The 25,520-nt window shown below is 41.3% G+C and carries 12 protein-coding genes and 1 tRNA gene; 7 read left to right on the plus strand and 6 right to left on the minus strand.

The genetic code is table 11. The features are described 5' to 3' along the window. Genes tssF through J3U64_RS08625 form a run of 3 tightly spaced genes read left to right on the plus strand, consistent with a single transcriptional unit; the run spans position 1 to position 4,032 of the window. The gene (tssF, locus tag J3U64_RS08615; RefSeq protein ID WP_267392069.1) at positions 1 to 1,884 is read left to right on the plus strand and encodes a type VI secretion system baseplate subunit TssF; all 1,884 of its coding nucleotides are present in this window, start codon (positions 1 to 3) and stop codon (positions 1,882 to 1,884) included. Beyond that, positions 1,884 to 2,936: a type VI secretion system baseplate subunit TssG gene (tssG, locus tag J3U64_RS08620; protein ID WP_267408942.1), complete on the plus strand. Its 1,053-nt coding sequence runs from the start codon at positions 1,884 to 1,886 to the stop codon at positions 2,934 to 2,936. Before tssF ends, tssG begins: the two co-directional genes overlap by 1 nt. Next, positions 2,899 to 4,032, plus strand: a complete 1,134-nt coding sequence (locus J3U64_RS08625) for an ImpA family type VI secretion system protein (RefSeq protein WP_267408943.1) — start codon at positions 2,899 to 2,901, stop codon at positions 4,030 to 4,032. The genes tssG and J3U64_RS08625 overlap by 38 nt, the downstream gene beginning before the upstream one ends. Before the next feature lie 295 nt (positions 4,033 to 4,327). Here J3U64_RS08625 and J3U64_RS08630 read toward each other — a convergent pair whose 3' ends face one another. Continuing rightward, the gene (locus tag J3U64_RS08630) at positions 4,328 to 8,383 is read right to left on the minus strand and encodes an autotransporter outer membrane beta-barrel domain-containing protein (protein ID WP_267408944.1); all 4,056 of its coding nucleotides are present in this window, start codon (positions 8,381 to 8,383) and stop codon (positions 4,328 to 4,330) included. A 1,237-nt stretch (positions 8,384 to 9,620) separates the two neighbouring features. On the opposite strand from J3U64_RS08630, the gene J3U64_RS08635 reads away from it, so the two are divergent. Then, entirely contained in the window at positions 9,621 to 10,385 is a 765-nt protein-coding gene (locus J3U64_RS08635; RefSeq protein WP_267392076.1) for an SDR family NAD(P)-dependent oxidoreductase, read from the plus strand. A gap of 984 nt (positions 10,386 to 11,369) precedes the next feature. On the opposite strand, the gene J3U64_RS08640 is transcribed toward J3U64_RS08635, so the two are convergent. The 3 genes from J3U64_RS08640 to phoB form a co-directional block, all read right to left on the minus strand. Then, positions 11,370 to 11,445 (minus strand) — tRNA-Lys (locus J3U64_RS08640). Positions 11,446 to 11,458: 13 nt separating this feature from the next. After that, positions 11,459 to 12,811 carry a phosphate regulon sensor histidine kinase PhoR gene (gene phoR, locus J3U64_RS08645; protein ID WP_267408945.1) on the minus strand — a complete coding sequence of 451 codons (1,353 nt, stop codon included), beginning with the start codon at positions 12,809 to 12,811 and terminating at the stop codon, positions 11,459 to 11,461. Positions 12,812 to 12,854: 43 nt separating this feature from the next. After that, positions 12,855 to 13,541 (minus strand): phosphate regulon transcriptional regulator PhoB, encoded by a 687-nt coding sequence (gene phoB, locus J3U64_RS08650; RefSeq protein WP_267408946.1) that lies wholly within the window; start codon positions 13,539 to 13,541, stop codon positions 12,855 to 12,857. A 1,104-nt stretch (positions 13,542 to 14,645) separates the two neighbouring features. Here phoB and J3U64_RS08655 point away from each other — a divergent pair. Both J3U64_RS08655 and J3U64_RS08660 read left to right on the plus strand, forming a co-directional pair. Further along, positions 14,646 to 18,305, plus strand: coding sequence for an autotransporter outer membrane beta-barrel domain-containing protein (locus tag J3U64_RS08655; RefSeq protein ID WP_267408947.1), 3,660 nt, complete (start codon positions 14,646 to 14,648; stop codon positions 18,303 to 18,305). A gap of 309 nt (positions 18,306 to 18,614) precedes the next feature. After that, positions 18,615 to 21,929, plus strand: coding sequence for an autotransporter outer membrane beta-barrel domain-containing protein (locus J3U64_RS08660; RefSeq protein ID WP_267408948.1), 3,315 nt, complete (start codon positions 18,615 to 18,617; stop codon positions 21,927 to 21,929). Positions 21,930 to 22,136: 207 nt separating this feature from the next. Here the strand turns inward: J3U64_RS08660 and J3U64_RS08665 are convergent, their stop codons facing one another. Next, positions 22,137 to 22,436, minus strand: coding sequence for a hypothetical protein (locus J3U64_RS08665; protein ID WP_267408949.1), 300 nt, complete (start codon positions 22,434 to 22,436; stop codon positions 22,137 to 22,139). On the opposite strand from J3U64_RS08665, the gene J3U64_RS08670 reads away from it, so the two are divergent. Next, a complete protein-coding gene (locus tag J3U64_RS08670) occupies positions 22,435 to 23,973 on the plus strand; it encodes a YadA-like family protein (protein ID WP_267408950.1) in 1,539 nt (512 codons plus the stop codon). The two genes, J3U64_RS08665 and J3U64_RS08670, sit on opposite strands and share 2 nt — an antisense overlap. A 347-nt stretch (positions 23,974 to 24,320) precedes the next feature. Here J3U64_RS08670 and proB read toward each other — a convergent pair whose 3' ends face one another. Beyond that, on the minus strand, positions 24,321 to 25,454 hold the full coding sequence (gene proB, locus J3U64_RS08675) for a glutamate 5-kinase (RefSeq protein WP_267408951.1): 1,134 nt from the start codon (positions 25,452 to 25,454) through the stop codon (positions 24,321 to 24,323). Between the last annotated feature and the right edge of the window lie 66 nt (positions 25,455 to 25,520).

The raw sequence follows: 25,520 nt of genomic DNA on the forward strand, positions 1-25,520 counted from the left end.
ATGGATCCGTTATTACTAGACTATTACAACAAAGAACTCACTTTCATGCGTGAAATGGCCGCTGAGTTTTCGCGGCAACACCCCAAAATTGCAAAACGTCTGGGTATGCAGGGTATTGAAATAGCGGATCCCTATGTAGAAAGGATGATAGAGGCTTTCTGTTTTCTCACAGCACGCACACAATTAAAAATAGACGCTGAATTTCCCCGATTTACCCAACGTCTGCTGGAAGTCATTTATCCGAATTATGTCACACCCACCCCATCAATGGCGGTAGCACAGCTTCATCCTAGCCATTCGGAAGGTGATTTCCACCAAGGATTTAAGGTACCCAGACATTCTACTTTTCGTGCCGGTATTCCAGTAGGAGAAAACACAGTTTGTGAATTTCGCAATAGTCAGGAAGTTACATTATGGCCAATCCAGATCATTGAAGCCAGATTAACCGGGGCACCGCCTGACATGCCGATGCTCAACCGTTATCTGCCGGCTCACACTAAAGTAGCCGGTGCCTTACGTCTGACCTTACGCACATTTGGTGAAATCAACTTTAATCAGATTAAAGGTTTGGATCGCTTACCTATTTATCTGTGTGGTGAAGACAGAATTGCATCTCATCTGTTTGAATTATTGCATACCAGTGCCGTTGCAACGGTAGCCGGTTATCCGGGAAGTTTCACGGGAGCATTAGACATTAATGTAAAAAATGCGGTCGTGCATGAAGGGTTAGAACCGGGAGAAGGGTTACTACCGCTTACATGGGATGTTTTCCATGGACATAATTTGTTGCATGAATATTTTAGCTGTCCAGAACGGTTTTATTTTTTTACACCGACAGGTCTATCCAATGGTCTGAGCAAAATCAATGCTAATGTAGCTGAAATTATCATTCTGCTGGATCGCATTCCGGATAGCTGGCTAATTAATCAAACCAGTACAGAACAATTTGCTTTGTTTTGTACACCACTAATTAATCTTTTCCGTAAACGTACAGACAGGATAGAACTGGATACAGCCCGCACTGAGTTACATCTGGTTGCGGACAGATCTCGGCCACTTGATTATGAAATTTATACAATTGAAACTGTCCACGGACTGAAACCACAGACTACAGAAGAACTAAATTTTCGCCCGCTTTATAACTCTCTTAATAACGACGAAGGTAATTACGGCCGATATTTCTCCCTACGTCGTGAACAACGCAAACTATCCGACAATGCCCGAAAATATGGTACCCGTACTAGTTATATTGGGACAGAAATTTTTCTGTCTTTGGTAGACCAGAATGAAGCACCTTATCCTGAATATCTGCGTTATCTTTCGGCTACCGCATGGTTAACCAATCGTGATCTGGCAACATTGGTTCCACGCAATGGTATTGATGATCTTTCCATTGATGATTCCGTACCAGTTGAAAGTATCGGACTCATCCGTGCACCACGCCCACCGCTGGCGCCATTTGCAGAACGGGAGCTGGCATGGCGTCTTATAAGGCAACTGTCTTTCAATTATTTACCATTGTCTGATATGGCTCATCGCCCAGGGGGTCAGGCATTACGGGATATGCTAAGACTGTTTGTACCAACACATGACAGCCCACAACTGCGCCAAATACAAAGTTTGATAGGAGTCAAAACTGAACCAGTAACCCGACGTTTACCTGGTGCAGGTCCTTTGGTATACGGAAGAGGTGTCAAATGCGAGCTGACAATTGACGAAGACGGATTTTCCGGCATTAGTCCTTATCTGTTTGGATTAGTAATGGAGCACTACTTATCGCGTCATGTTGCCATCAATACGTTCACACAAACTGCTTTGCATAGTATCCAGCGTGGTCAGATTGCGCTTTGGCCAGTACGGATGGGCGGTAGGGGTGCAATCTAATGAAAGAGATGGACAGTTCGCCCAATACAGATAAAAAAAAATGGCAAGACATTCTGCATAAGGCTAGCGAGAAGCCATGGCGTTATGGGTATTTAAGTCTGATGCGTTTTTTTGGTGCTCAATATCCGCTTCAGCTACCAATAGGTGATGCTGTACGACCACAGCAAGAACCGTTTCGGCTGGGACAATCACCATCACTGATTTTTGCTCCACGCGAAATTGCTTCAACTTCTTTAACATCAGAAGGAAAATTTCGTATTCAATTATTCGGATTGGGATTGTGGGGAGCCAATGGTCCTTTGCCGATGCATTATACTGAAATTGCCCTGAGCCGACGCGACAGTACCCGTGACAGCACATTAGTAGATTTTGCTGATCTATTTCACCATCGCTACCTGACCCAATTCTATAGTGCGTGGCAAAGCGCTCAGTCTGCTGGCGGTGGACTGGATAGACAGGACGCTGAAGAATTTTCTTTTTTTATAGCCAGCCTTAGTGGTCAGAGCCTGGAAGAATTTGCTGAAAGCCCCTTGCCATCTCATCCCAGATTAGCGGCAGGAGCACATTTAGTGCGCGAAGCCCGTAATCCAGATGGAATGACATCAACACTGTCTCATTATTTTGGCGTACCCTTTACCCTTGAAGAATACGTATTACACTGGATTGCCGTTGCGCCCGAAGAACGTACCCGTCTGGGTATACCCGGACCCGCATCAGTGATAGGAGAAGGCGCATTAGTAGGACAGATGGTACCAGATCGACAGCATAAATTCCGCTTAACTATTGGCCCATTGAATTTGGATGATTACTTACATTTTTTACCTAACGGACGCGACTTACCACGCTTAATCGAATGGGTTAGGGCGTTTATCGGATATGAATATGAGTGGGAAATACAACTACAACTGAATCCGCGTTCAGCCCCTCCAGCGCAAATGAGTTCTGACCAGCGTTTAGGATGGACTACCTGGCTGGGTCAGTCTATGAATGATCTTCCAGTGGCGGGTATGACGTATGAACCAGAACAATATTCCAGCATCAGACAGTTGTGAGAAAAAGATGAGCAATAAAAATATAAAACAGAAACACCAATATGCAGACTTGCTTGCTCCCGTTTCTGCAGAACAGCCATGTGGCAGTAATCTCGAATATGACCCAGAATTTCTGCTGTTACTTTCTAAATCTACCGAACAACCTGAAGCTCAATATGGTGATTTCGTTAACAAACCGGAAGGAATTAACTGGAATGAAGTTGAACGCGATGCACTAAGATTGTTGCTACGGACTAAAGACATCCGAATTTATATTATCTTTCTGCGCAGCAGAATCCAGTTAAACGGAGCCAAAGGTCTTCTTGAAGGATTAAGTTTACTTGAAGAGGCCTGCACCACTTATTCACAGGAAATATATCCACAGATTGAATCAGATGAAAATGGTGATGAAGAGGATGCGGCACTGGTTCGCAGTAATGCGCTTGCCGGTCTGACAGACCCGCAAGGTGTTATGGCAGATATTCGCGGGATTGTCCTGTCTAGTAATGCGGCATTGCGATTACAAATTCGGGATGTAGAGCGCTCTTTATCAATTCCCCGTCCGGCTGATGCTCTGGCTCCAGACTCCGTACGACGGCAATTGCTTGATTTGCGTCTGCGAAATACACCGGCGCTGATAGCACTAGATGAAGTGCTACCAATTGTAGAAAAATTGCAAACATGGGCCGATGAGAATTTAAAACTCAATGCACCGGATTTTAGTTCGCTGAAAAAAATATTGAGCTATTTTCAGGATAATGAAAACCGATCTGCTCCCAAAAGAGAAACACCCGAAGAAAATAACCTACCAGAACAAAACAACACCCATATTGATAACGCACCTGAAATTATAAAAGAAGATGTAGATTCTTCTCTTAATCACGAATCCCTTACAAATGATGTTTTACAAGAACTGATGCCTGTAGCTATTGCCGACCGTTATGACGCCCTTCAGCGCATTGAGAATATACGTCACTGGTTTGAAGCCAACGAGCCCAGCAGCCCTACTATCCCCCTCCTGCGTCAAGCAGAACGCATGGTAGGTAAACGCTTTTCCGAAGTAATCAATGCCATACCACTCGAGTTATTGCAAAAATGGGATGAAGAAGAAACGTAAATTTTATATTTTCTTTACCGATTGACGTTTAAAGCTACATACTTAATTTTAATTAAATTTTATCGCATAAATTCATTAGTAACGGGATTCATACCTTCGATATATGCCGTATAGGTGTTAAAAAATTATTATCAACCTGAATTACCAAAAATATTGTTTAACAGTAGTATTATTCAAGCCTATATTGTTATGATACTTTATTAATTAAATTATCAAAAAAATCATAGAATAGAAAAAGGACTGAATCAATCTGCGATTCAGTCCTACTCACTTCATGTACTTAAATCAATGATAGTTACCAGTTTACCCTCAGTCCCACTGAACCATTAACCGGTGACTTCACATGTGCATCATTACCATTAGACCAGGTATGGCCGATTTCGCCATATGCTTTTACTTTATCAGTAATTTCATAGCTTCCTCCGATGGCCATTTCAGTATTAGCATGAGAAGCACCAGTACGCAATGTTGTAGAGGCAGCTTTAGTTGCAAAACTGCTGGTATCTGCACCATTAGGAGAATAGAAGAAATTTAAACGCGCATAAGGTCGTAGTACACCTTTATTTACCGGATAGTTTCCTTCTAAACGTCCACCCAAACGGAATAACCATGCATTGTCATGATCCTGCTTAACTTTGGTATTACCACTGATATCAATATCATTCAGATCTAACCATTGATGCATAATTTGTGCCTGAGGTTCGAACTTCCAGCTACTGCTGCCAAGTGCAAATGGCTGGCCTACTTCTACAGAAGCCGTGATACCGTGGCCTTTCTGTTTACTGTCTGATGCATTATCCGGCTTGATATCAGCATTGTGGCGTGCGCCCTGCAGCACTACATCCAGATAGGTTCCACTATCTCGGGTATAGTTACCATATGCGCCTAGGAAATAGGACTTGGTGCTGTTTTTACCAACTTTGCCATCTACTCCACTGGCAAAACCATCTACATCCAGATTACCGTGCAAATAGCCCAGATAGCCACCAACTCTCAGGCCATTACTGGTCCAAACATCACTGCCTAGTTGTAAACCGGCGTAATTACCCTTGCTGCGAACATGAGCTACACCGCTCTGACGAATATCGCTGCGATTCGCAATCACTCGGCCCCATGCCTTGCGTTCATCTGGAGCAGGTGTCGCACCAATCCGCTTATGCATATCCGCTAGCATCAGACTATCAGCCTGACGCAGTTGAGCCCCTACAGCACTTAATAATGGTACTTCCTTACGATATGCAGTTTTGGGTTTTGTTTTGTTTCCAGTATCAGGAATTTTTTCAGATAACAAATTCCATTTATTATCTTCACTTTTTTTCAGTCGGTATTCATAAGCACCCGCATCAACATGATCACGAAGCAAGGTAAACACTTCACCATCAGCTTTGCCATCTGCTGAAACGATTTCAACCCCTTTTGTACCGGCAGTATTGGCTCCCAGCCCACTTACATCAGTGAAATCAATCGCAGTCCTACCCGTGGCATCTCCCGTAATATGTAATTTATCAGCCTGATTCTGTTTTGGCGTCACTTCCATAAGCAGCTTACTGCCTTTATTACCGTGATAGTTACCCTGAATAGTGAGGCGGTCACCCCCATTACCGTTCACCATATTAATGCTACCAGAATTTTTAACATTACCTTTTACGGCCACTTCGTGCGGTGAATCTTCCGTAGCACTATTTGAAACATTATCAAGCTTTAATTCGGATCCAGAACCAATATTGAGGTTTTGGGTATTCAGATTGCCTGTTAATGTCAGTTTAGCTGATTCTCCCAGATTAATATCTTCCCAGTTAATAATGCCTACCTCTCCATTTCGAGAAGTTTCTGAAGAACCACGCAGACTGGTATTGAGATACAGTTTATCAGTACTGCTATCTGGCCCGGTATCATTATCGTTGCCACCATCCAGCACAGTCACTCCAGAAATATCTGAGCCATTATTGATAGTGAGCGTATCGTTGCCTTTACCAAGATTAATTTGGCCAGCTACTTTAGAACCACCATTTAAAATAACATTAGCATCATTATCACCATCTATAATCGCTACCCCTGACACAGCAAAAACATCTGCACCACGGTTCAGAGTAATATTACTAATCCCTGCAGTTTTTTCGGTTGTATAAGAAACAATACCATTTGGAATATTAGTAGCAATACCTGCACCACTACCCCCCGTCACCTTACCGGCAACACCAACTGTAATATTGCCACCAGTTGCATTAACAGCAGTGATACCGTCTGTACCACCAGTAATATTTCCGGCAGTTTGATCTACTTTGATATCTGTCTTAGCACCCGTGTCACTCCAGTTTATATTGTTTGCTTGAATACCAGCGCCTTTGGTTCCTATTACATTTGCTGCAGTTGTAATTACTGTTGAACCTTTGCCTGTATTGGTTGCCAATATTCCGTTCTGGTCTCCTTTAATCTCACCTCTGGTCTGGGTAATAGTGATGGCATTGGCCATTTCACCATTGAAAGCAGAAATACCACTTCCATATTCTCCCGGTCCAGTAGCTATCACTGTTCCTACTGTGGTGATGGAGGTTGAACCTATGCCAAAATTATTTGCACTGATGCCGCCTGCTGTGCCCAGAATTTTACTGCTTTCCGCCAACTGACTTATATTTAGGTCAGTGGTATTTTCTCCATCATTTAATGCATTAATACCTATACCAGTACCATATTCAGTTTCTGGTTTGTCAGCTTCCTGAAATTGAGTGCCTGTTGCACTCACATTGCCACTCACCTGAATATTAACCGCACCCGATTCGTAGTTGTTGGCATCTATACCACTAGCAACACCTTTGATTTCACCACTTTGCTGAACAATATTGATACCGCCTAAATATGCTTTTCCATTTTCATCACCGGCTTTTGTTGCGACTTTTTTATTTAAAGCAAATGCTGAACTTGTATCTTCACCGCTTTCATCAATATCTGAAACTGGTGCTGTACCTGATACAACCTGAATTCCGGCTCCAGTTTTACCTTCTACTTTACCGGCTGTAGTCACCGAAACTTTTCCACCAGTTTCATTAACAGCAGTAATACCATCTGTACCACCAATAATGCTTCCGGCAGTTTGATTAATAATGATATCGGTCTTCGATTTGGTTTCTGCTCTTGTTTCAGTATCAGGATAATCAAAGTTCATATTAGTAACATCGATACCGGCGTCTTTATTACCAGTAACATTTCCTGCAGTAGTGATTTCGGTATTGCCTTGGCCGAAATTACTTGCAGATATGCCTTTTTCTTTACCTTTAATATTTCCTGAAGTCTGGTTTATATGGATTGCTTTGGCTGTTTGAGTATTGGAAGCGGCAATACCAATACCATTTTCTGCTATGCCATCAGCAATTACCGTGCCAGCAGTAGTTATCGTGGTAGAACCAACACCTGAATTGGATGCCGTAATTCCTGTTGCTCCACCTTGAATTAAACTGGCGGCTGAAGACTGAGTTATATTCAGGTCCGTAGCGTTTGTATTATTTATGGCAATAATACCACTACCAGAATTATATCGTTCACTGTCTGGATTTTCAGGATCTTCCGGAATGGTTGCATTACCAGTTGAGCTTACATTACCGGCTATATCAATATTTGTTGCTCCCTTACCCTGATTATTTACTACAATTCCGTTAACTGAACCTTCAATTTTACTGGGAGCTGACTGCGTGATAGTCACATCTTGAGTTTTTTCACCACTATCTGCGTAGACGGCTGTTGTTGCTGCTATTGTTCCTGCAATATTAATTTTGGTAGAACCAGTACCATTATTAGATGCCACAATACCGGTGTTTTTAGCTTTAATGATGCTACTTTCTTCCTGATTGACTGTAAGATTAGTTGCTTGTTCAGAGTTAGTCATGCTAACCGCATCATCAAATAGAAAATTTTCATCTGTTGATTCAGCAGGATCCTCGGAAGAAGGAAAAAATAAATTTCCTGAAGAAATAACATCTCCTTTTATATTAACAGTGGTTTCTCCAGTTCCGTTATTCAACCCCCAAATACTGCCCAAATCCCCTTTTCTCTCAAGTTCTACTCTAATATTCTGGCCATCTTTCAAATTAAAGACTTCAAAAGGGAGGGCTGGAGAGCCTATACCATTATCCGAATCAATATTGCTAATAAACACAATATCTTTTCCGTTGGCTTTATCTTTATCTGAAATTACCAAGTCTTCTGCTGCGGAAGCAACATTTGCACTTAATGCGAGTGCACCTAGCAAGGTAAGTACTTTAACTCCTACAACTTTTCCACTTTTGCGAGCCAATTCTGAAGTCACCACATAAGCATGTTCTCTGGCATTCCAGATAAGTTTATATATTTTATTCATAAATCAATCTATCTATAATTGTAAGTTGGTCTTTGTTAACACTATATAAATATAATGCAATTTATATTAACATTTAATTACATTATAAATCAAACCTATATTTTGGCTTAAAAAATACATCTATTGATACATATCAATTAAATTTTAATTGATATTTAAGTTTATTTTTAAAGTATAAGTTATTTATTAGAATTTATATTTGTGATAATTAGAGGAAAACTTTTTAATTACAACTTAGTTTAATAGATAAAAAAGATGAATTAATCCCATAAACACGATTCAATTACGCATTTAATTGAGATGATTTAGCTAGTATTTACCAACCACTCTAAATTAATAAGATATTTGAATAATAAACTACGAGAAAAGTTTATATTTAAAATAGTCTAATCTGGGTAGTAAACATCTTTATTCGTTTATATGAATAAAAATGAATTTTTTTAAATTAATCAAAGTTCAATCTATTACTGACATTTATAAATAAAAATAAAACATAAGCATATTAGTATCTAAATTTTGCATTCATTACAGACCTTAAAAATTTTTAAAAGATATACACAAGCAAGCTCGAAACGCTAGACCAGTTTTAACCTACATAAATAGCATGTAGCATTTAAAAATAGTCAAACTTCAACTAATTATGTTGAATGATATCGTTTTGTTTTATACCCAAGCACTGATTCTTGCTGCTAAAGAAAGACGAGTAATTATGTAGGAATAATATTAAAAATCTTCAGGTCTTAATGGATGTCAATTATCTTTATAAATTCACTAACTGCTTCCAGAATATAACCACCTACTCTAATGCCTTGTTTTCTACACACTTTCCAGACTAGATGAAAACTTCAAATTATGCATTAATAAAATCATTAAACAACAGCATAGTCATAACTCCAAGCTTTATATCTGGCCTAATGCGCATCACTGATTAATGAATTTTATTCATAGGTGTAATAAATCCAAGTATCTAGTTTTACTCTTTATAATTCAGCATATTACAAATTATCCAGCCATCAATGCTCATCAACAAATATATGATGAGAATAGCTGAATATTAATATTATATTTGTATATTATTTTATACCTAAAAATCACGTTTTTAAAACTTAAGAACGATAAATTGGAATCTTAAAAACAAAGGATGGTTACGAATCAACCTGCATATTAAAACCCATACTTTTAAAGAGTTATTTACAACAATTAGTCACATCTTTAAATCTTAACCGGAGAAATAAATATGAATTATTCCTTTGATAATAAAGTTGCTTTAGTGACCGGTGCTGCTTCAGGTATAGGCCTCGCTACTGCTCGTGCTTTTGCAGAATCAGGTGCAACTGTCGTCCTTGCCGACATCAATGCAGAGGCAGTAAACAAAGCTGCTCAGGATCTTGTTGCGAATGGATTTCAAGCAGAGGCAGTTATCTGCAATGTAGCCAATTTGGATGATATAGAAGCAATGGTAAAGCATATTGTTTCTACCTATGGCCATCTCGATATTGCGTTTAATAATGCTGGTATACAAAATGTTTTAGCAGAAACTGCCGATGCCACAGCAGAGGATTTTGATCGTGTAATGAGTGTAAATCTGCGCGGAGTATGGGGATGTATGAAATATGAACTGATACAAATGCGCCAGCAGGGCAATGGTGTGATTGTAAATTGCTCATCCTTAGGCGGAATTCTCGGTGGGGCAGAACGTGCTAATTATCATGCTGCTAAACACGGTGTAGTAGGATTAACCAAAAGTGCAGCATTAGAATACGCTACACGCAATATTCGCATCAATGCTGTCTGTCCCGGATTAATTCGCACGCCTATGTCCGAAAAAATGGCAGCATCTGGACAAAAGGAAGCATTAGATGCAATGGTTAAAACCGTACCGATGCAACGCCAAGGTCGACCCGAAGAAATTGCCGATGCCGTGCTATGGCTAGCTAGTGACTGTTCTTCTTTTGTTACAGGACAATCCATCTCAGTCGATGGTGGCTTAACCATGCGCTGATACGATTAACAAAAAAAAGCCGAATAACAGTATCAAGTATGCCAAAATCTAATCTGATTTTTGTGTTCGGTTAACATTCAGTGCGGTTATATTGTTATTTTTCTGCAAACTATGGTACAGGAATCAGCAACTAACATAGATTCCTGTATCAATTTAAAAAAAATTGGTATTTGTTTCTGATATTAAATATGCATTCAGAGTGAATAAGATATTTTTTTATATTTTTTATAACTTTAAACAACATTGAGGAGTATCTAATAACAATCCAATACTCTATCCGTCTAATTCTCCTACCTTACCGTGATAACCTAACCAGCATGCTTCATCTTCCAATATAGCATCCTTATTGCAACGACTTATATATTTTGCGATGAAAATATTAGGTATTAGATTACAAGTAATATAACACTCAATTTCTGTTCAAATTTCAGCTTAATCGAAAATCCAGAACATAACTGCAATTCTTTTATTGGTACAAAACAAAACTCTGTATTTGATAGTCAGTATGCATACCCTACAAAAAACATTTATACAAAATAATGTCTAACTCCTGCTTAGAAAGACTACTAATAATGGGTATAAAGCTTAAATTATATATATTTTATTCAGAAAAACATGCAGTTTATTCCTTAGTTAAACACTCAAAAACTAAAAAACATGTTTGTTAGCAACTAAACAACGCATGTTGGTAAATTAATATTACATTAACATACAGACTAAATCACGATTACAAACAAAAATGAAAACAGTGCCTGCAACCAAAAGGCTATTAAAATAACAGAAAAGAAAATGAAGATGTGATCGAGGATAACACTTTAATTGTGTAAAAAATATAAACAACAATACAGAATCGAAACAACCCTATTAGTGCAATAACAATTTGTAATTTAACTACTTAATGACAAAATATAGACACACAGGCCAAGTTAGAAGAAAAATGGCAATAGCCATTTAAGAAATATTATAGAGAATATAGAAGAAAGATGGTGGGTCGTGAGCGATTCGAACGCTCGACCAACGGATTAAAAGTCCGCTGCTCTACCGACTGAGCTAACGACCCGAGAGCGCGCATTTTAGGCAGGAGTGTCGCTGCTGTCAAGTCCTTTGCTGATTTCCATCTGTGGCAGAACAGCACTAAACGTACTGCCTTTTCCCACCACACTTTCAATTTCCAATTTACCGCCATGTTCTGCCAAAGCATGTTTAGCAATTGCCAGCCCCAGGCCAGTGCCACCACTCTGGCGGGAACGGCCAGAATCGACCCGATAAAAACGCTCGGTTAGATGAGGAATGTGTTCCGCGGCAATACCACCTCCAGTATCGCTCACCTGAAAAATGGCCTGTTTAGCATCTGACGCAACATCCTGACTCCATAGCCGGATGCTGATGGTTCCTTGATGCGGCGTATAACGTACAGCATTAAACAGCAGATTACTGAAAGCATTATACAAATCCTGCTGAATACCATTCACACATATATCCGACGCCAACTCAGAGATAAAAGAATGCTTCTCTGCCGATAAAAGCATTGCTTCATGCACCACTTGCTCAGCCAAAGCCGTCAGGCAGACAGGCTGTCTACGCGAAGAAATATCGGTCTGGCTTTCTAGACGTGATAAGGTTAATAAATCAGCCAGCAGGTTGCGCATACGCGCACCCTCTTTACTCATCAGTTCGATAAATGACTGACGCTGCTCCTGTGGTAATTCGGGCATATCCGTCAGTGTTTCCAGAAAACCATTAATAACTGTCAAAGGAGTGCGCAGTTCATGTGAAACATTGGCCACAAAAGCGGTACGTGTCGCATTTAGCTGCTCTGCCGCTGTAATGTCCTGCGTGATAATCAGAGTTGCCTGCTCGTCAAATGGTGTGCGAATAATATTCAGTATTCTTGGTAAGCCGCTGCCATTTGCGTCAAAAGTAAGCTTGATATTGGCAAACTCAGTATCCTGCTCATGGAGAAACTGTTGAAAATCAGCTTTAGCGATTAATTCAGCCAAATTGCCATCAATATCCCGCTCGGTATCAAGATTTAAATGAATGGCTGCCATATGATTCAGCCACTGAATACGGCCATCCAGCCCCAGTATAAGCACCCCTTCGGGTATGGTTTCAGCAATACGATTAAACCGTAGTAAAGCCACTCCCAGCTTCTGCTTGCGTTTTTTACGGCTTTTGGCCTGTAGCATTAAAGTATTGAAAATAGTATTCCAAATACCAATACCTTGTGGCACATTACGAAGCTTTGGCCGTTCCAGCCAGCGTACGAGTTTAATTAGATGATACCAGTACCCCACCAGCCACAAGAAAAAAAGAATACACAGACTGATCACTACAGACTGCACACCACCAGTTAGCAGTGACAGCATAACAACCACAATCAGTGTAATCAGTATTAAATAAAGGTGACGACGCAGTTCTGGCATAAATAAATTCCATCCTGCCTGAAGAAAGATTCAGTATGAATGACTACAAGGAAAACCGATAGCCACTGCCACGTACTGTCTGTATCAGGTGCTCATAGCCTACAGTCTCGAGTCCACGCCTCAAGCGACGAATGTGCACATCTACCGTACGTTCCTCAACAAAAACATGGTCTCCCCATACTTGATCTAAAAGCTGGCTACGGGTATAGATTCTGTCTGGATGAGTCATAAAAAAATGCAATAATTTAAATTCACTGGGACCAAAAGCAACTGCCTGACCATTAACCCGCACCCGCTGCTGTACCGGATCCAGCTCCAGCCCTTGTACCGACAATGGGGTACTGGTTTTTTGTGGAGCCCGGCGGCGTAACAATGCATTGATACGCGCTATCAGCTCCCGCGGTGAAAAAGGTTTGGTAATATAATCATCAGCGCCCAGATTCAGCCCCTGCTCCTTATCCGTTTCTTCACCGCGTGCAGTAAGCAAAATAATCGGTAAATCACGGCTTCTGGAATCGCGGCGTAGCTGGCGGATAAAATCGATACCGGAAATACCCGGCAGCATCCAATCCAGCAGCAGCACATCTGGCAGTCTGGATTGTAAAAATGGCTGTGCTTCTTCCACACTAGGTACACATTGCACGGCAAATCCGGCCTGCTCCAGCGTAAATTGAATCAGAGTGGCAATGGCTGCCTCATCTTCTACTACTAGAACCATTACATCTGCCATATATTTTCCTGAGCGGATAAATTGTTACCGTGTCAGATTAGCAAATTAATCAGAAAATACAACCTATCAGCAAGAAAAAACCTGTGCCAGAAAAGATTCTGCTGCACAGGTTAATAATTGGAGTAACCTTTTTCATGCTAACACAATATCAGCGGATATTGCAGCAAAAATGCATAATTAAAATGACAATCCACGCAAATGATTACCGTCAAGTGGATAAATTACATTTTAATATTTAATTATCAATCAGTTGATAGATTTGCCAGAATGTTGTGAAACTGTCAGATAAATGCATTGCAGGCTGCCACTTAAGATTGAAAAACTTAGAAACCTTTAGATGAAAGCAATAATATTTCAATTTTTTAGCTTAGTCAGAAAAATATTTTAAGACGTAAAAAGCCAGTATGGCGGATTTATACTATCCCATGGCAGAGTAGAGAGATTAGTTCCTGATAAATTATCCAAAGCTGAAAAATTTTTATTTCAATAGCCTGTATCACAAATAACTAACCTATGCTTTAAGCTCCCAATAAATTAATACCCATAATCATCTCCTCGTCACTAAAAATTAAAATATGCTCAATAAAATCCATCGTTCACACTAATATAATTAGCCATAATAAGCCAAATCGATGATTTATTAGCCATAATTTATTCAAATTGAATGATAAAAAAGAAGCTAAGTGAAACTAATTTGCAACAGGTCTAAAATAAATAAATATTTAAAATTTGCTTATTTTGTATATATTTAGACATTCTTTACCTAATCAAACCAGAAATATTTTATTTTATTATTTCAGCATAAATAAAATACACATCTAAAAATCAGATACGCATATATTAAATTATTTAGCTAATTTCTTTTTCACCGGCATGTAGCATTTTCCAGTCACCCTACAGCTTCTGACCTATCAAAATTATCTCTAACACTATTTTTTACATCGTATAACAATACTTATATTAATCATAAAGTTAATTTTTTGACTTAGGTAATATTTTATAGTCGAATGAAATCCGAACTATATCTTATTCATTTTAAAGCCAGTTCTTAAGATATATGTCGTTAATACGAAATTATTATTAACCTGATTAAAGTTAATCAAAATGAATAAAATCTACAAGCTTATCTGGAGTGCGCAAGTACAGGCATATATAGTTACCTCAGAATTAGCCCACAAAGGAGGCAAAACAGCTACAGTCAAACTACTAAGCATCTTAGGTATTACTTTGGCCGCACCCACTATAGCTCATGCTCAGTGCCTTATCACTTCTCCTGACCACAAAGCATGTACGATTTCACAGCAAAGCCTTTCGCATAACACCGCCTTTGCGGACACAACTATTACCAATAATCTGATTGAAAATCGCGATCCGGCCAACCAAACCATCAATACTTCTAATGATGAACTGAACCAAACCCTAACCATACGCAATCAGACCGGCGCCGGTGATTTAACTGTCAATGCAAATAATAAAAATATCACTAATATCGATGCCAGAAACGATAGCACAGGTGCCGCCTTTACCCTGACAACTACACAGGACATGTCCGGTTCCGATGTACGAGGCATTTATATAGAACATAACGGTACCGATGTACATCTTTCCACAGCATCCATCCATAGCCGGCAATTGAAAGGCATTAGTATCAACAACAGAGGCACTGGTGCCACTATCATCAACTCCGGCAATACCATAACCTCTGATAACGATGATGCCATCTACGCAGTCAATGATCCGACCGCCACCGATGTGCAAATTACTGCCGGAGCCGTGACTGGACATGGCAAAGGAATTTACGTAGCAAATAATGGTACAGGTTCAACAACCATTACCGTTAGTCAGGGTGTTGTGTCTGAAACAACAGATGGCATCTATGCACACAATTCAGCCACAGCAAAAAATCTGACAACATACACAAATTCAACCGTTCATGGATACACCAACGGTATCTATGCTGAAAACAACGGCAACGGCATTACATCAATAACCACTATTGGAGACGTAGAATCCCAAAATGGTGATGGTGTACATATCAACCACAACGGCCAGAAATTAACCCTCAACAGTAAAAATGTACAGGGCACCAGCAACGGCATTTATGCCATCAATTCAGGAAACGATTCCACCGAAATTACGTCCAGTGCAACCGTCAAATCCACTTCCGGTAATGGTATCTTTGTTAATAATGGCAGTAACACACGAGACCTAACCATCAGCACCAATGTCGTTTCTGGCTCTGACAACGGCATTTATGCAAGCAACAATGGTAGCGGTTCAACAGTTATCAAGAACAGTGCAACCATCACAGCAACCGAAAATACCGGCATCCGGATTGAAAACAACAATCAAACCACTGGATTACGCATCGAATCTCAACTTATTCATGCCGGAAATAACGGTATTTACGCCATAAATAATGGCAGCAATGCCACAGATATTATTTCGCAGGGAGAAGTGACCGCTACGAAAGGCTACGGTATCTGGGCTGAGAATGGCAATAAAACCACCGATATCAATATTATACAGTCAGGTGGCAAAATCACCGGAGGTATCAGTGGCATCGAAGCACGCAATTCCGGTACCGGCAATACCTTAATCACCTTAGCAAACCAGATAACCGGTGGCTACGGCGCAGGTATTATCAGCCATGACAAAGCCGGTAGTACCACTACTATCACGCTTAATACTGGTAGCCGCGTTTCCGCTACATCTGGGCTAGCAATCAGCGATGAGGAAGGTAATGCCAACGTGACACTAAAAAGTGGTTCTACTGTCAGTGGCCGAATTGAATTGGGTAATGGCAGTGATATCCTCAACGTAAACCGTGGCACCAACGTCAGTGAAATAACGGTTATGGATGGTGGCGATGATACCAGCAGCAATGATGGCATGATTGATACATTAAATATTAGTCAGACATTAACCGGTTCAACAACAGGCACCAATAATGGTGTAGCCGGGAATATTGCCATTCGAAACTGGGAGAAAATCAATCTGGCACAGAATAGTACACTCAATCTAAGTGGTGATTTGAACACAAATCAGCTCAATATCGGTGACGGCACAACCATCAGACTCATTCCTGACCTTAAACAAGCACGCATTGAAGGTGATGTATTAAATTCAGGCTACATCAACCTGAACAGCACCTACACCGGAGACAATCTTACTATTGGCGGAAATTATCAGGGTAATAACGGCAAACTTATTCTCGATCTAAAACTTAATTCTGCCCAAAGAGATAGCAATACTCCAGACAATACTGCCGACAAACTCATCATTCAGGGCAATGCCTCAGGTAACACCACCATCAGATTTGACAAAGTCGAAGGATTGGGTGGAGATACCGGCAACACCAATGGTATTGAAGTTGTCGAAGTAAAAGGAAGCAGCACACAAGACGCTTTTGTACTGAACGGTAATCGCCTGAGTGCAGGAGCTTATGAATACCATTTATTCAAAGGCGATTTACAACAAAACGGCAACAACTGGTATCTGCGTTCGCAAAAACAAACCAATCCTTCAGATGGTGGTGGCACTGGTGGTGGCACTGGCGGCGGCGGTACTGGTGGTGGCGGTACTGGTGGTGGCGGTACTGGTGGTGGCGGTACTGGCGGTGGTGGTACTGGCGGTGGTGGTACTGGCGGTGGTGGCACTGGAGATGGCGGTACTGGCGGTAGTGGCACTGGGGATGGTGGTACTGGTGGTGGCGGTACTGGTGGTGGCGGTACTGGTGGTGGCGGTACTGGTGGTGGCGGTACTGGTGGTGGCGGTACTGGTGGCGGCACAACCGTTAAACCATCTAAACTCAAACCACTGTATCGCAAAGAAGTGCCATTACTGGCTACAGTAGCTACACAGTTACGACAAGCAGATAACCTAATGCTGGCTAATATGCATCAGCGTATTGGTGCCACACCCATACCTGAAGAACGCATGAGCTGGGGTAGAGTTCTTGCAAACCGTACTGATATTCAGCAAAACGGTCCGGCCGAAGGCCGCAGTACCGGCAATTATGCTGGTTTACAACTTGGCAGTGATGTCTGGACAGGCAATGGCTGGCGTATCGGTGGCTATATAGGCTATCTACATGGCAATCTGGATGTAGATGGCTTTGCCAGCGGCGTAGATGACAAAGTAGGCAAAAACACCACCAAATCCTATTTTATCGGTGCTTATAGCAACTATACCCGTACCGACGGAGCTTACGCTGATTTTGTATTACAGGCAGCACGTCATCGTGCAGACATCAAACCAGATTACAATCCTATTAGTAAACAGAAAGGACACGGTATCACCGCTTCAATAGAAATAGGCAAACCATTTACACTGGCCAACAGCAACTGGAAAATTGAGCCGCAAGCACAGATTATTCATCAGTGGCTGGATCTAAATGATAGCAATATCAGTGGTCACACTTCAGTAAGTCAGGAGCATAATAATGCGTGGTTATTCCGTCTGGGTGGACGTTTAGCAGCAACATATCAGCTCAATAAAGGCTTAATACATCCATATGCACGGGTTAATTTCTACTACTCACCTGATGGCTCAGACAAGACCAGCTACCGAACCATATCCACAACAACCACACTTAATGCCGGTGCCTCACATCGGAGTACAGAGCTCGCCCTGGGTGGCGCGTATGACATCAACAATACTGTAAAAATTTATGGAGAAATCGGCCATACTTGGTCAAATGGAGGCAATGCCAAAGTAAAAGTACCCGTCAATGCTTCAGCCGGCTTAAAAATTGACTGGTAACCCCAACGCTCCAGCATTACTTTTAGCATTATATAAACAACCACCTTAATCTATGATTAAGGTGGTTTCTATTAAATATAAAATAATTATTCAATAAAAAATATCTGATAAATAAATCCCTTTATTTTTTATTATTCTTGTGAAGAATCCTCCACAGACAAAATCATCCAATTCATATAACAAATATTCTTTACATTCATTGATAAAGTGTTGTTTTTAGGTAATATTAGTTTGTTTTAAACTTTTATTATATATTTTTGTTAATTCAATGGATTACAATAGATTACTTTTTATTTGGGAACCAGAGCAATGAAAAGTAAACACCATCCCATCTGGAATAATCAGATCCCCTCCTCAACAATAACAACATATCTAAAATCCGCACTTGGACAAAAAACCATCGCTGAATTAACTATTCTATCCTTTTTACTGATCTGTCCCGAAATCAGTTACGCTGCCTGTCAGATTCAAAATTTAGAAACAATGACATGCGCAACAAAAACCATTGCAAACCAATCACCTTTTACATTTCGTCTTCAGAATACAGATACCGACGTTTCTGAATCTGATAGCAATGATAATCAAAAGAAAGCAATCAATAAAACCTTCAGTGGAATCGTAAGCGGCGCAACTTACGCAGAAAACAATCAGGCAAAACGCACGGAACGAATTGTCATCAACAACCGCTTTAACTCGTTAATTATTGACGAATCCAGAGATATGGATATCGGTCAGTATGACAGTGGCCCTGCTGTACAAGCAAACAATTACGACACAGCAACTAACATAGATATCAAAACCCAAAATATTACCAATCAAGGTGATGGCTTAATCGTCAATAATGAAGGTAATGGTTTCACACATATCAAAACAGGAAACATTAACGCAACTGGCACCGCTATTGCCGTCACAACAGGCGAATTAGCACAGGACATATCCATTGATACACAGAATATTCAGTCCAGTGAAAGTAGTAATGTCGTCACAGTACAAAACAGAGGTAAAAATAGCTCCATCAGTATCAAAAGTGGCAACATATATTCTAGTGACCAAAGCAGCATCGGTATAACCGCTGAAAATCAGGAAAATACAAAAAATATTCTCATTCAAGCCAAAGACATTAATACCGGCGTAGGTATAAATGCATTTAATAACGGAACAGGTTTTACCACCATCAATACAGGAAACATCACAGCTGAGCAAAATGGCATCAACGCCACAAACGGCGACAACACACAGCAATTAACAATCAATACCAAAAATATAAGCGCAAGTACTGCCATCAGTGCTATGAATAGTGGTAAAAATTCAATTTTTATCAATACAAATGGCAATGTAACCGGTAATCAGATGGATGGCATTAATGCCATCAACATCGGTACTGCAAAAAATATTAATATTAATCATTCAGGCGGTACCCTCACTGGAGCAAACAATGGCATCAATACCGTCAATATCGGTACTGGAGACATTAATATTGAAATTGCTGGCAATGTTAAAGGCGGCAACGACGCCATCATAGCTCAAAACAGCGGCAGCGCTAAAGACATCAATATCGATCAGATTAATGGCAACATATCTGGTGACCTGAATGGTATCAACATCATCAATAATGGACTTGGAAACATCCGAATAAAAGCAAATGGCCAAATTCAAGGTGATATAGGATCCGCAATCAATATCAGCGGAAAACCCAGTACAACAACTAACATCCTTTTAGATAAAAATGCTGTAATAAAGTCAAATTCAGGTATTGCCATACAAGACGATAACACCAATACAAACATTATCCTGAATAATGGAGCCAAAGTCAGCGGACAAATACTACTTGGCGACGGCAATGACACCTTCACCATAAATCAGGGCGACACCAGCACTATTACAGTTCTCGATGCGGGTAACAAAGATACCAATGGGCTAAACGGTAATGGAGTGAAAGATATAGATACACTGAATATCAACGGATGGCTTACTGGTTCCTCAAGCAGCGAAGGAAAAGAAAACGATACAGCCCTTCGCAACTGGAGCATCATCAACATCGGAGGGAAATCCCAGTCACAAACAGACAGCACACTAAATCTTACTGGCGACCTAACAACCAATCAGCTGAATATCAATCGCAGCGGAAAACTAACATTTAACGGATTTTCCGCAGAAGCATCCTCAGACCATAGCCTGTCTGAACCTCATTCCATCATCATCAACGGCAATGTTACCAATGCTGGCATCATCAGCCTAGGTAACAAGCATACTGGAGATAATCTTACAATCACTGGTGACTATAACGGCGCCAAAGGCACACTCATCCTCGACACCGAGCTGAATAATGATAAAAGTATTACCGATAAACTAGCCATCAGCGGCAATGCCTCAGGCACAACCAGTATACAGATTAACAATATCAAAGGTCTCGGCGCCGACACAGGTGACAGCAAAGGTATTGAAATTATCAGTGTAGCCGGCACCAACATTACGGATGCAGAAAATGAACCTGTATTCACACTGACTGGCAGCCATGTCGATGCCGGTGCCTACGAATACCGATTATTTAGTGGCGATCAGACCAGAGAAGATAGCAACTGGTATCTGCGCTCACGCATTAAAGACACACCTAAGCAAGACGACAAAACCACCATAGTAAGTAATCACCCTGATAACAAACCAGTCATCACCAAACCAACCTACCGCAAAGAAACACCGCTTAACTCTTCAACCGCTGCACAACTGCTTCAAGCTGACAGCCTTATGTTGGCAAACCTGCATCGCCGTACAGGCACCACACCAACAGCAGAACAACGCAGAAGCTGGGGACGAGTAATAACAAGCCGTACTGATATTCGACAGAATGGAACCACCAGTCCACATACCAGCGGTCACTATAATGGTTTACAAATGGGCAGCGATATTTGGGACAATCCTCACTGGCATACAGGGGGATACCTCGGGTATCTGAACAGTCATCTGAATGTAGCCGGTTTTGCCAGCGGTATAAATGGGGATGTAGGTAAAAACGACATTCAATCTTATTTCCTGGGCGCCTACAGCACCTACACCAGCAATACTGGCAGCTATCTAGACATCGTTTTACAGGGCGCACAGCATCAGGCAGATATCAGGCCTACTGGTAATCAGGCCAGCAAACAAAAAGGACATGGCATCACAGCATCAGTTGAAATAGGTAAACCTTTTACAGTCGGCCACAGCGCATGGAAACTGGAGCCCCAGACACAGATTATGCGCCAGTGGTTGCACCTGAATGACAGCCAGATAAGCGGAAACACAACCGTCAGCCAGAACAGCAATAATGTTTGGCTGTTTCGTATCGGTGGCCGCATGCATGGTGATTTTCAGTTTAATAAAGGCATATTCCATCCCTATGCACGAATCAATTTTATCTATTCACCGGATGGCGACGATTACACCACTTACACTACTCGTACAGCATCAACCACATTAAATACCAGTCTGGCGCATAGCAGTACTGAAATGGCGATTGGAGGCAGCTACGAAATTTCCAATAAAATGAGACTTTACGGAGAATTTGGCCATACAAAATCTAACGGCGGAAATGCACAGATAAAAGCCCCTTTTAACGGGTCTTTAGGATTCAAAGCTGAATGGTAATATTTATAATGATATTATCATAAATAATGAATAATCTGTTTAAATAATCATTTAGCATAATAAGTCTAAGGAATCCAAAATAAAAATTAAATTCCATCTGAAAAACAGACATTAATAGACGATAATATTGCAAATAATCAATATTATATTAATCAATCGGAATAAATAAAACACAACACCTCTAATCAAATATTTCGATATAAAACTTTAGAGCTTAATACTTACAACATTGATACAAACCGGAGAAATCACCATGAATACACAACCGAAATCTACTTTGCGCCCATTGATATCACAAATAAGCCTATCCGCTTTATTATGCCTATCAAATAATATTTTTGCTGCAATCGGAGATACAGCAGCTGCAATAGATGCTTGTGAAAACAATGTCACCCCTGCCAAAAACCATACTATACCAACAGAAGTAGGCAATATTGCAATAGGATGCGCAAGTTTAGCAGCAAACGGCTCAGATAAAGAATCTAAATTAGTGAAGGGGTGGGCCATGGCAGAGAGAAACAATCCTTACAACAAAATCAGTGGCAAAGATTATGGAAGCAGTGCAGCAATAGGATTTGGCGCATCCGCCTATTCTCCTTTTACATTAGCACTGGGAAGTCACGCCAAAGCGTCTGCAAGCTCTGCAACAGCCATAGGTCCAGAAGCATTATCATCAGGTAATACATCGCTGGCTATCGGCCGTCAGGCCGCGGCCATTGCAGACTTTGCGCAGGCTATTGGAAATGTAGCCGCGGCCACAAATAAAGGAACATTGGCTATCGGACATTCCGCAACAGCAACCGGCTTTCGCTCCATAGCCATCGGTTCAGCCAATATCAAAAATGTTTCGACAATTGATCAAGATGTAAAGTTTCAGTCCGAAGACAACACCCAATCTTCAGGTGAGGACGCCATTGCTATGGGTAGCGGAGCACAAGCCGCAAAAGATTACACCTTGGCACTGGGTGCATTTTCTAAAGCCTTAGCATTGGACTCAATGGCAATAGGAAAAAATGCTCAGGCAATAGCAGAGAATGCCATTGCCATCGGCAATGGTGCCTCTGCAACCAAAACAGGTGGTACTGCGCTAGGCATGAACGCCAAAGTCTTAACAGAAAACAGCATCGCCTTAGGTATAAATTCCGTTACCAGCAGTGCATTAGGCGATGCATATCTAACCAAACAACCCCTTTCATCAGTCAGGGGAGTAGTCTCCATTGGCACACCAGAACAACTACGCCGCATCCAAAACGTAGCCGATGGCGCGCAAGACAGCGATGCAGCCACCGTTGCTCAGCTTAAAGCAGCAACTAGCTCCGTCATAAACACAGGACAATTGGATAACATATTGTCTTTAGCAAAAGATTATACTGATCGTAAAATTAGTCAGGTCACAACTGTATCCAATCAAAATCCGGCTAACATCAGCAATGATATCAACAAACTGAATAATGGCAGCGCGGGTATGTTTCAGGTAAACCAAAACGAGACAACTACCGCACCACAACCATCTGCTCCTGGTTCTGTAGCTGGTGGCTCAGGAGCCGTAGCCTCTGGCAACCACAGCACAGCAATCGGCAATCATGCACAGGCCAGAGCAGAAAATTCTGTGGCACTGGGCGAAAGTTCAGTGGCCACCCGCAATAACAGTGTCTCAATTGGCAGCGTCGGCCACGAGAGACAAATCAGCAATGTAGCAGCCGGCGTTGCAGACACAGATGCCGTTAATGTAAGTCAGATGAATCATGCACTCAATAAAATCGGCCACAATATCAGTCACCTGAATCGTAAAATCAATGATATTGAAGATAACTCAAATGCAGCTATTGCTTCTGCCATCGCTATGGCTAATCTGCCGCAGCCGATGAATGCCGGTGATGGTGGCCTCACAATGGGTTTCGGCACACATCGTGGTGAATCAGGCTATGCTGTCGGTTATTCTGTGGCCAGCAATAAAGGAAGCTGGGTTTTTAAAGCAGCGGCTACAGGCAACACTCAAGGCAAATTTGGAGCAGGTGCGGGCGTATTTATAAAGCTGCACTGATGAATAAAAATTATCGTGCAGACGGCACTTTATACTCAAAGTGCCGTTATTTTTTATAAATTAAATCCATCGCAGCATGAAAACGATTCAAAACAAAGTAGGAAATGGCTGAATATTATTAAGTTTTACCAAAAATAAAAACAAAAGGTAAACAACGCATAGACGTAAATCACTTCAGTAATGATTTATTTTAAATACTGATAACATTATGTTTCATAACAGCATTTTGTGATTAGCAACTAAATTTCATCGGTATTTGAATATAAAATCTCATCACCCCAAAACACATAAATATTACTGCCTACTTGAGCAAAACATTTCATACAGAACAGCTACAACAATCCTCTTCAACTGCGTCTTAACACCATATTATCGCGATGAATCAATTCTTCTTCCGCCACATAGCCTAATATTTCCTCAATTGCTTGTGATGGCTGCCGCAACAACCGACTGATTTCATGATCGCTATAATTTACTAATCCTCGAGCAATTTCTTGGCCTGTTTGATTACAAACAGCCACCAAAGCTCCGCGTTCAAAATGGCCATTTACCGCCATACAGCCGATGGGTAACAAACTAGAATGCTGTACAGTCAGCGCCTTGGCTGCGCCATCATCTACCACAACACTTCCTGCTAGCTGCACCTGCCCCAACAGCCATTGCTGACGTGCACTTAGACGATTTGCAGCTGGCGTAAACAAAGTACCTATCTGTTCTCCATCCACTACCCGCACTAATACATTGTCCGCATGTCCGTTAGCTATCAGGGTGGCCGCACCACTCAAAGCAGCACGTCTGGCTGCCACTACCTTGGTAAACATGCCGCCGGTTCCCACACTGCTGCCGGCACCGCCGGCCATCCTTTCCAGCTCAGGATGGTCAGCAGCAATTTGATGGATAAAACTTGCATCGGTATGCCGGCGTGGGTCGCGGTCATACAAACCATTCTGATCAGTCAGAATAATCAGTATGTCTGCTTCAATCAGATTGGTCACCAGCGCCCCGAGCGTATCATTATCCCCGAGCTTAATTTCATCTATGGTGACAGAATCGTTTTCATTAATAATGGGTACCACCCCTTGCTCCAGTAGGGTACGGATGGTACTGCGGGCATTCAGATAGCGAGTACGGTGACTCATATCATCATGCGTCAACAATATCTGAGCGGTCTGAATCTTCAGTGACACAAATGCCTCTTCATAGGCTTGAGCCAGTCCCATCTGACCCACTGCAGCCGCAGCCTGTAGTTCGTTGAGTGCTTTAGGTCGTACTGTCCAGCCCAGACGCTTCATACCTTCAGCAATGGCCCCACTGGAAACCAGCACTACCTGCATGCCACGCGCACGCAAGTGCGCAATTTGCTGTGCCCAGTTATTCAACATCGTCTGGTCTACACCCTGTCCACCGTTAGTTACCAGACTGGAGCCCACTTTTACCACCACACATTGTGTCTGGCGAATATCAAAACCTGAAAGATTCATACTGACCATGCCATTATTATTTTCATATTTGAATGAACCATTTTACCTGCTCTTATCTACTTTAAT

This window comes from Snodgrassella sp. B3800, from assembly GCF_026535865.1.
GTDB classification, from domain to species: domain Bacteria; phylum Pseudomonadota; class Gammaproteobacteria; order Burkholderiales; family Neisseriaceae; genus Snodgrassella; species Snodgrassella alvi_E.

Bases quoted from the DNA above. Each gene is read 5' to 3' on its own strand.
- J3U64_RS08660 (WP_267408948.1), top strand. From the start codon at position 18,615: ATGAAAAGTAAACACCATCCCATCTGGAATAATCAGATCCCCTCCTCA.
- proB (WP_267408951.1), bottom strand. From the start codon at position 25,454: ATGAATCTTTCAGGTTTTGATATTCGCCAGACACAATGTGTGGTGGTA.
- J3U64_RS08670 (WP_267408950.1), top strand. From the start codon at position 22,435: ATGGCAGAGAGAAACAATCCTTACAACAAAATCAGTGGCAAAGATTAT.
- J3U64_RS08625 (WP_267408943.1), top strand. From the start codon at position 2,899: ATGAACCAGAACAATATTCCAGCATCAGACAGTTGTGAGAAAAAGATG.
- J3U64_RS08630 (WP_267408944.1), bottom strand. From the start codon at position 8,383: ATGAATAAAATATATAAACTTATCTGGAATGCCAGAGAACATGCTTAT.
- phoB (WP_267408946.1), bottom strand. From the start codon at position 13,541: ATGGCAGATGTAATGGTTCTAGTAGTAGAAGATGAGGCAGCCATTGCC.
- J3U64_RS08655 (WP_267408947.1), top strand. From the start codon at position 14,646: ATGAATAAAATCTACAAGCTTATCTGGAGTGCGCAAGTACAGGCATAT.
- J3U64_RS08665 (WP_267408949.1), bottom strand. From the start codon at position 22,436: ATGGCCCACCCCTTCACTAATTTAGATTCTTTATCTGAGCCGTTTGCT.
- J3U64_RS08635 (WP_267392076.1), top strand. From the start codon at position 9,621: ATGAATTATTCCTTTGATAATAAAGTTGCTTTAGTGACCGGTGCTGCT.
- tssG (WP_267408942.1), top strand. From the start codon at position 1,884: ATGAAAGAGATGGACAGTTCGCCCAATACAGATAAAAAAAAATGGCAA.
- tssF (WP_267392069.1), top strand. From the start codon at position 1: ATGGATCCGTTATTACTAGACTATTACAACAAAGAACTCACTTTCATG.
- phoR (WP_267408945.1), bottom strand. From the start codon at position 12,811: ATGCCAGAACTGCGTCGTCACCTTTATTTAATACTGATTACACTGATT.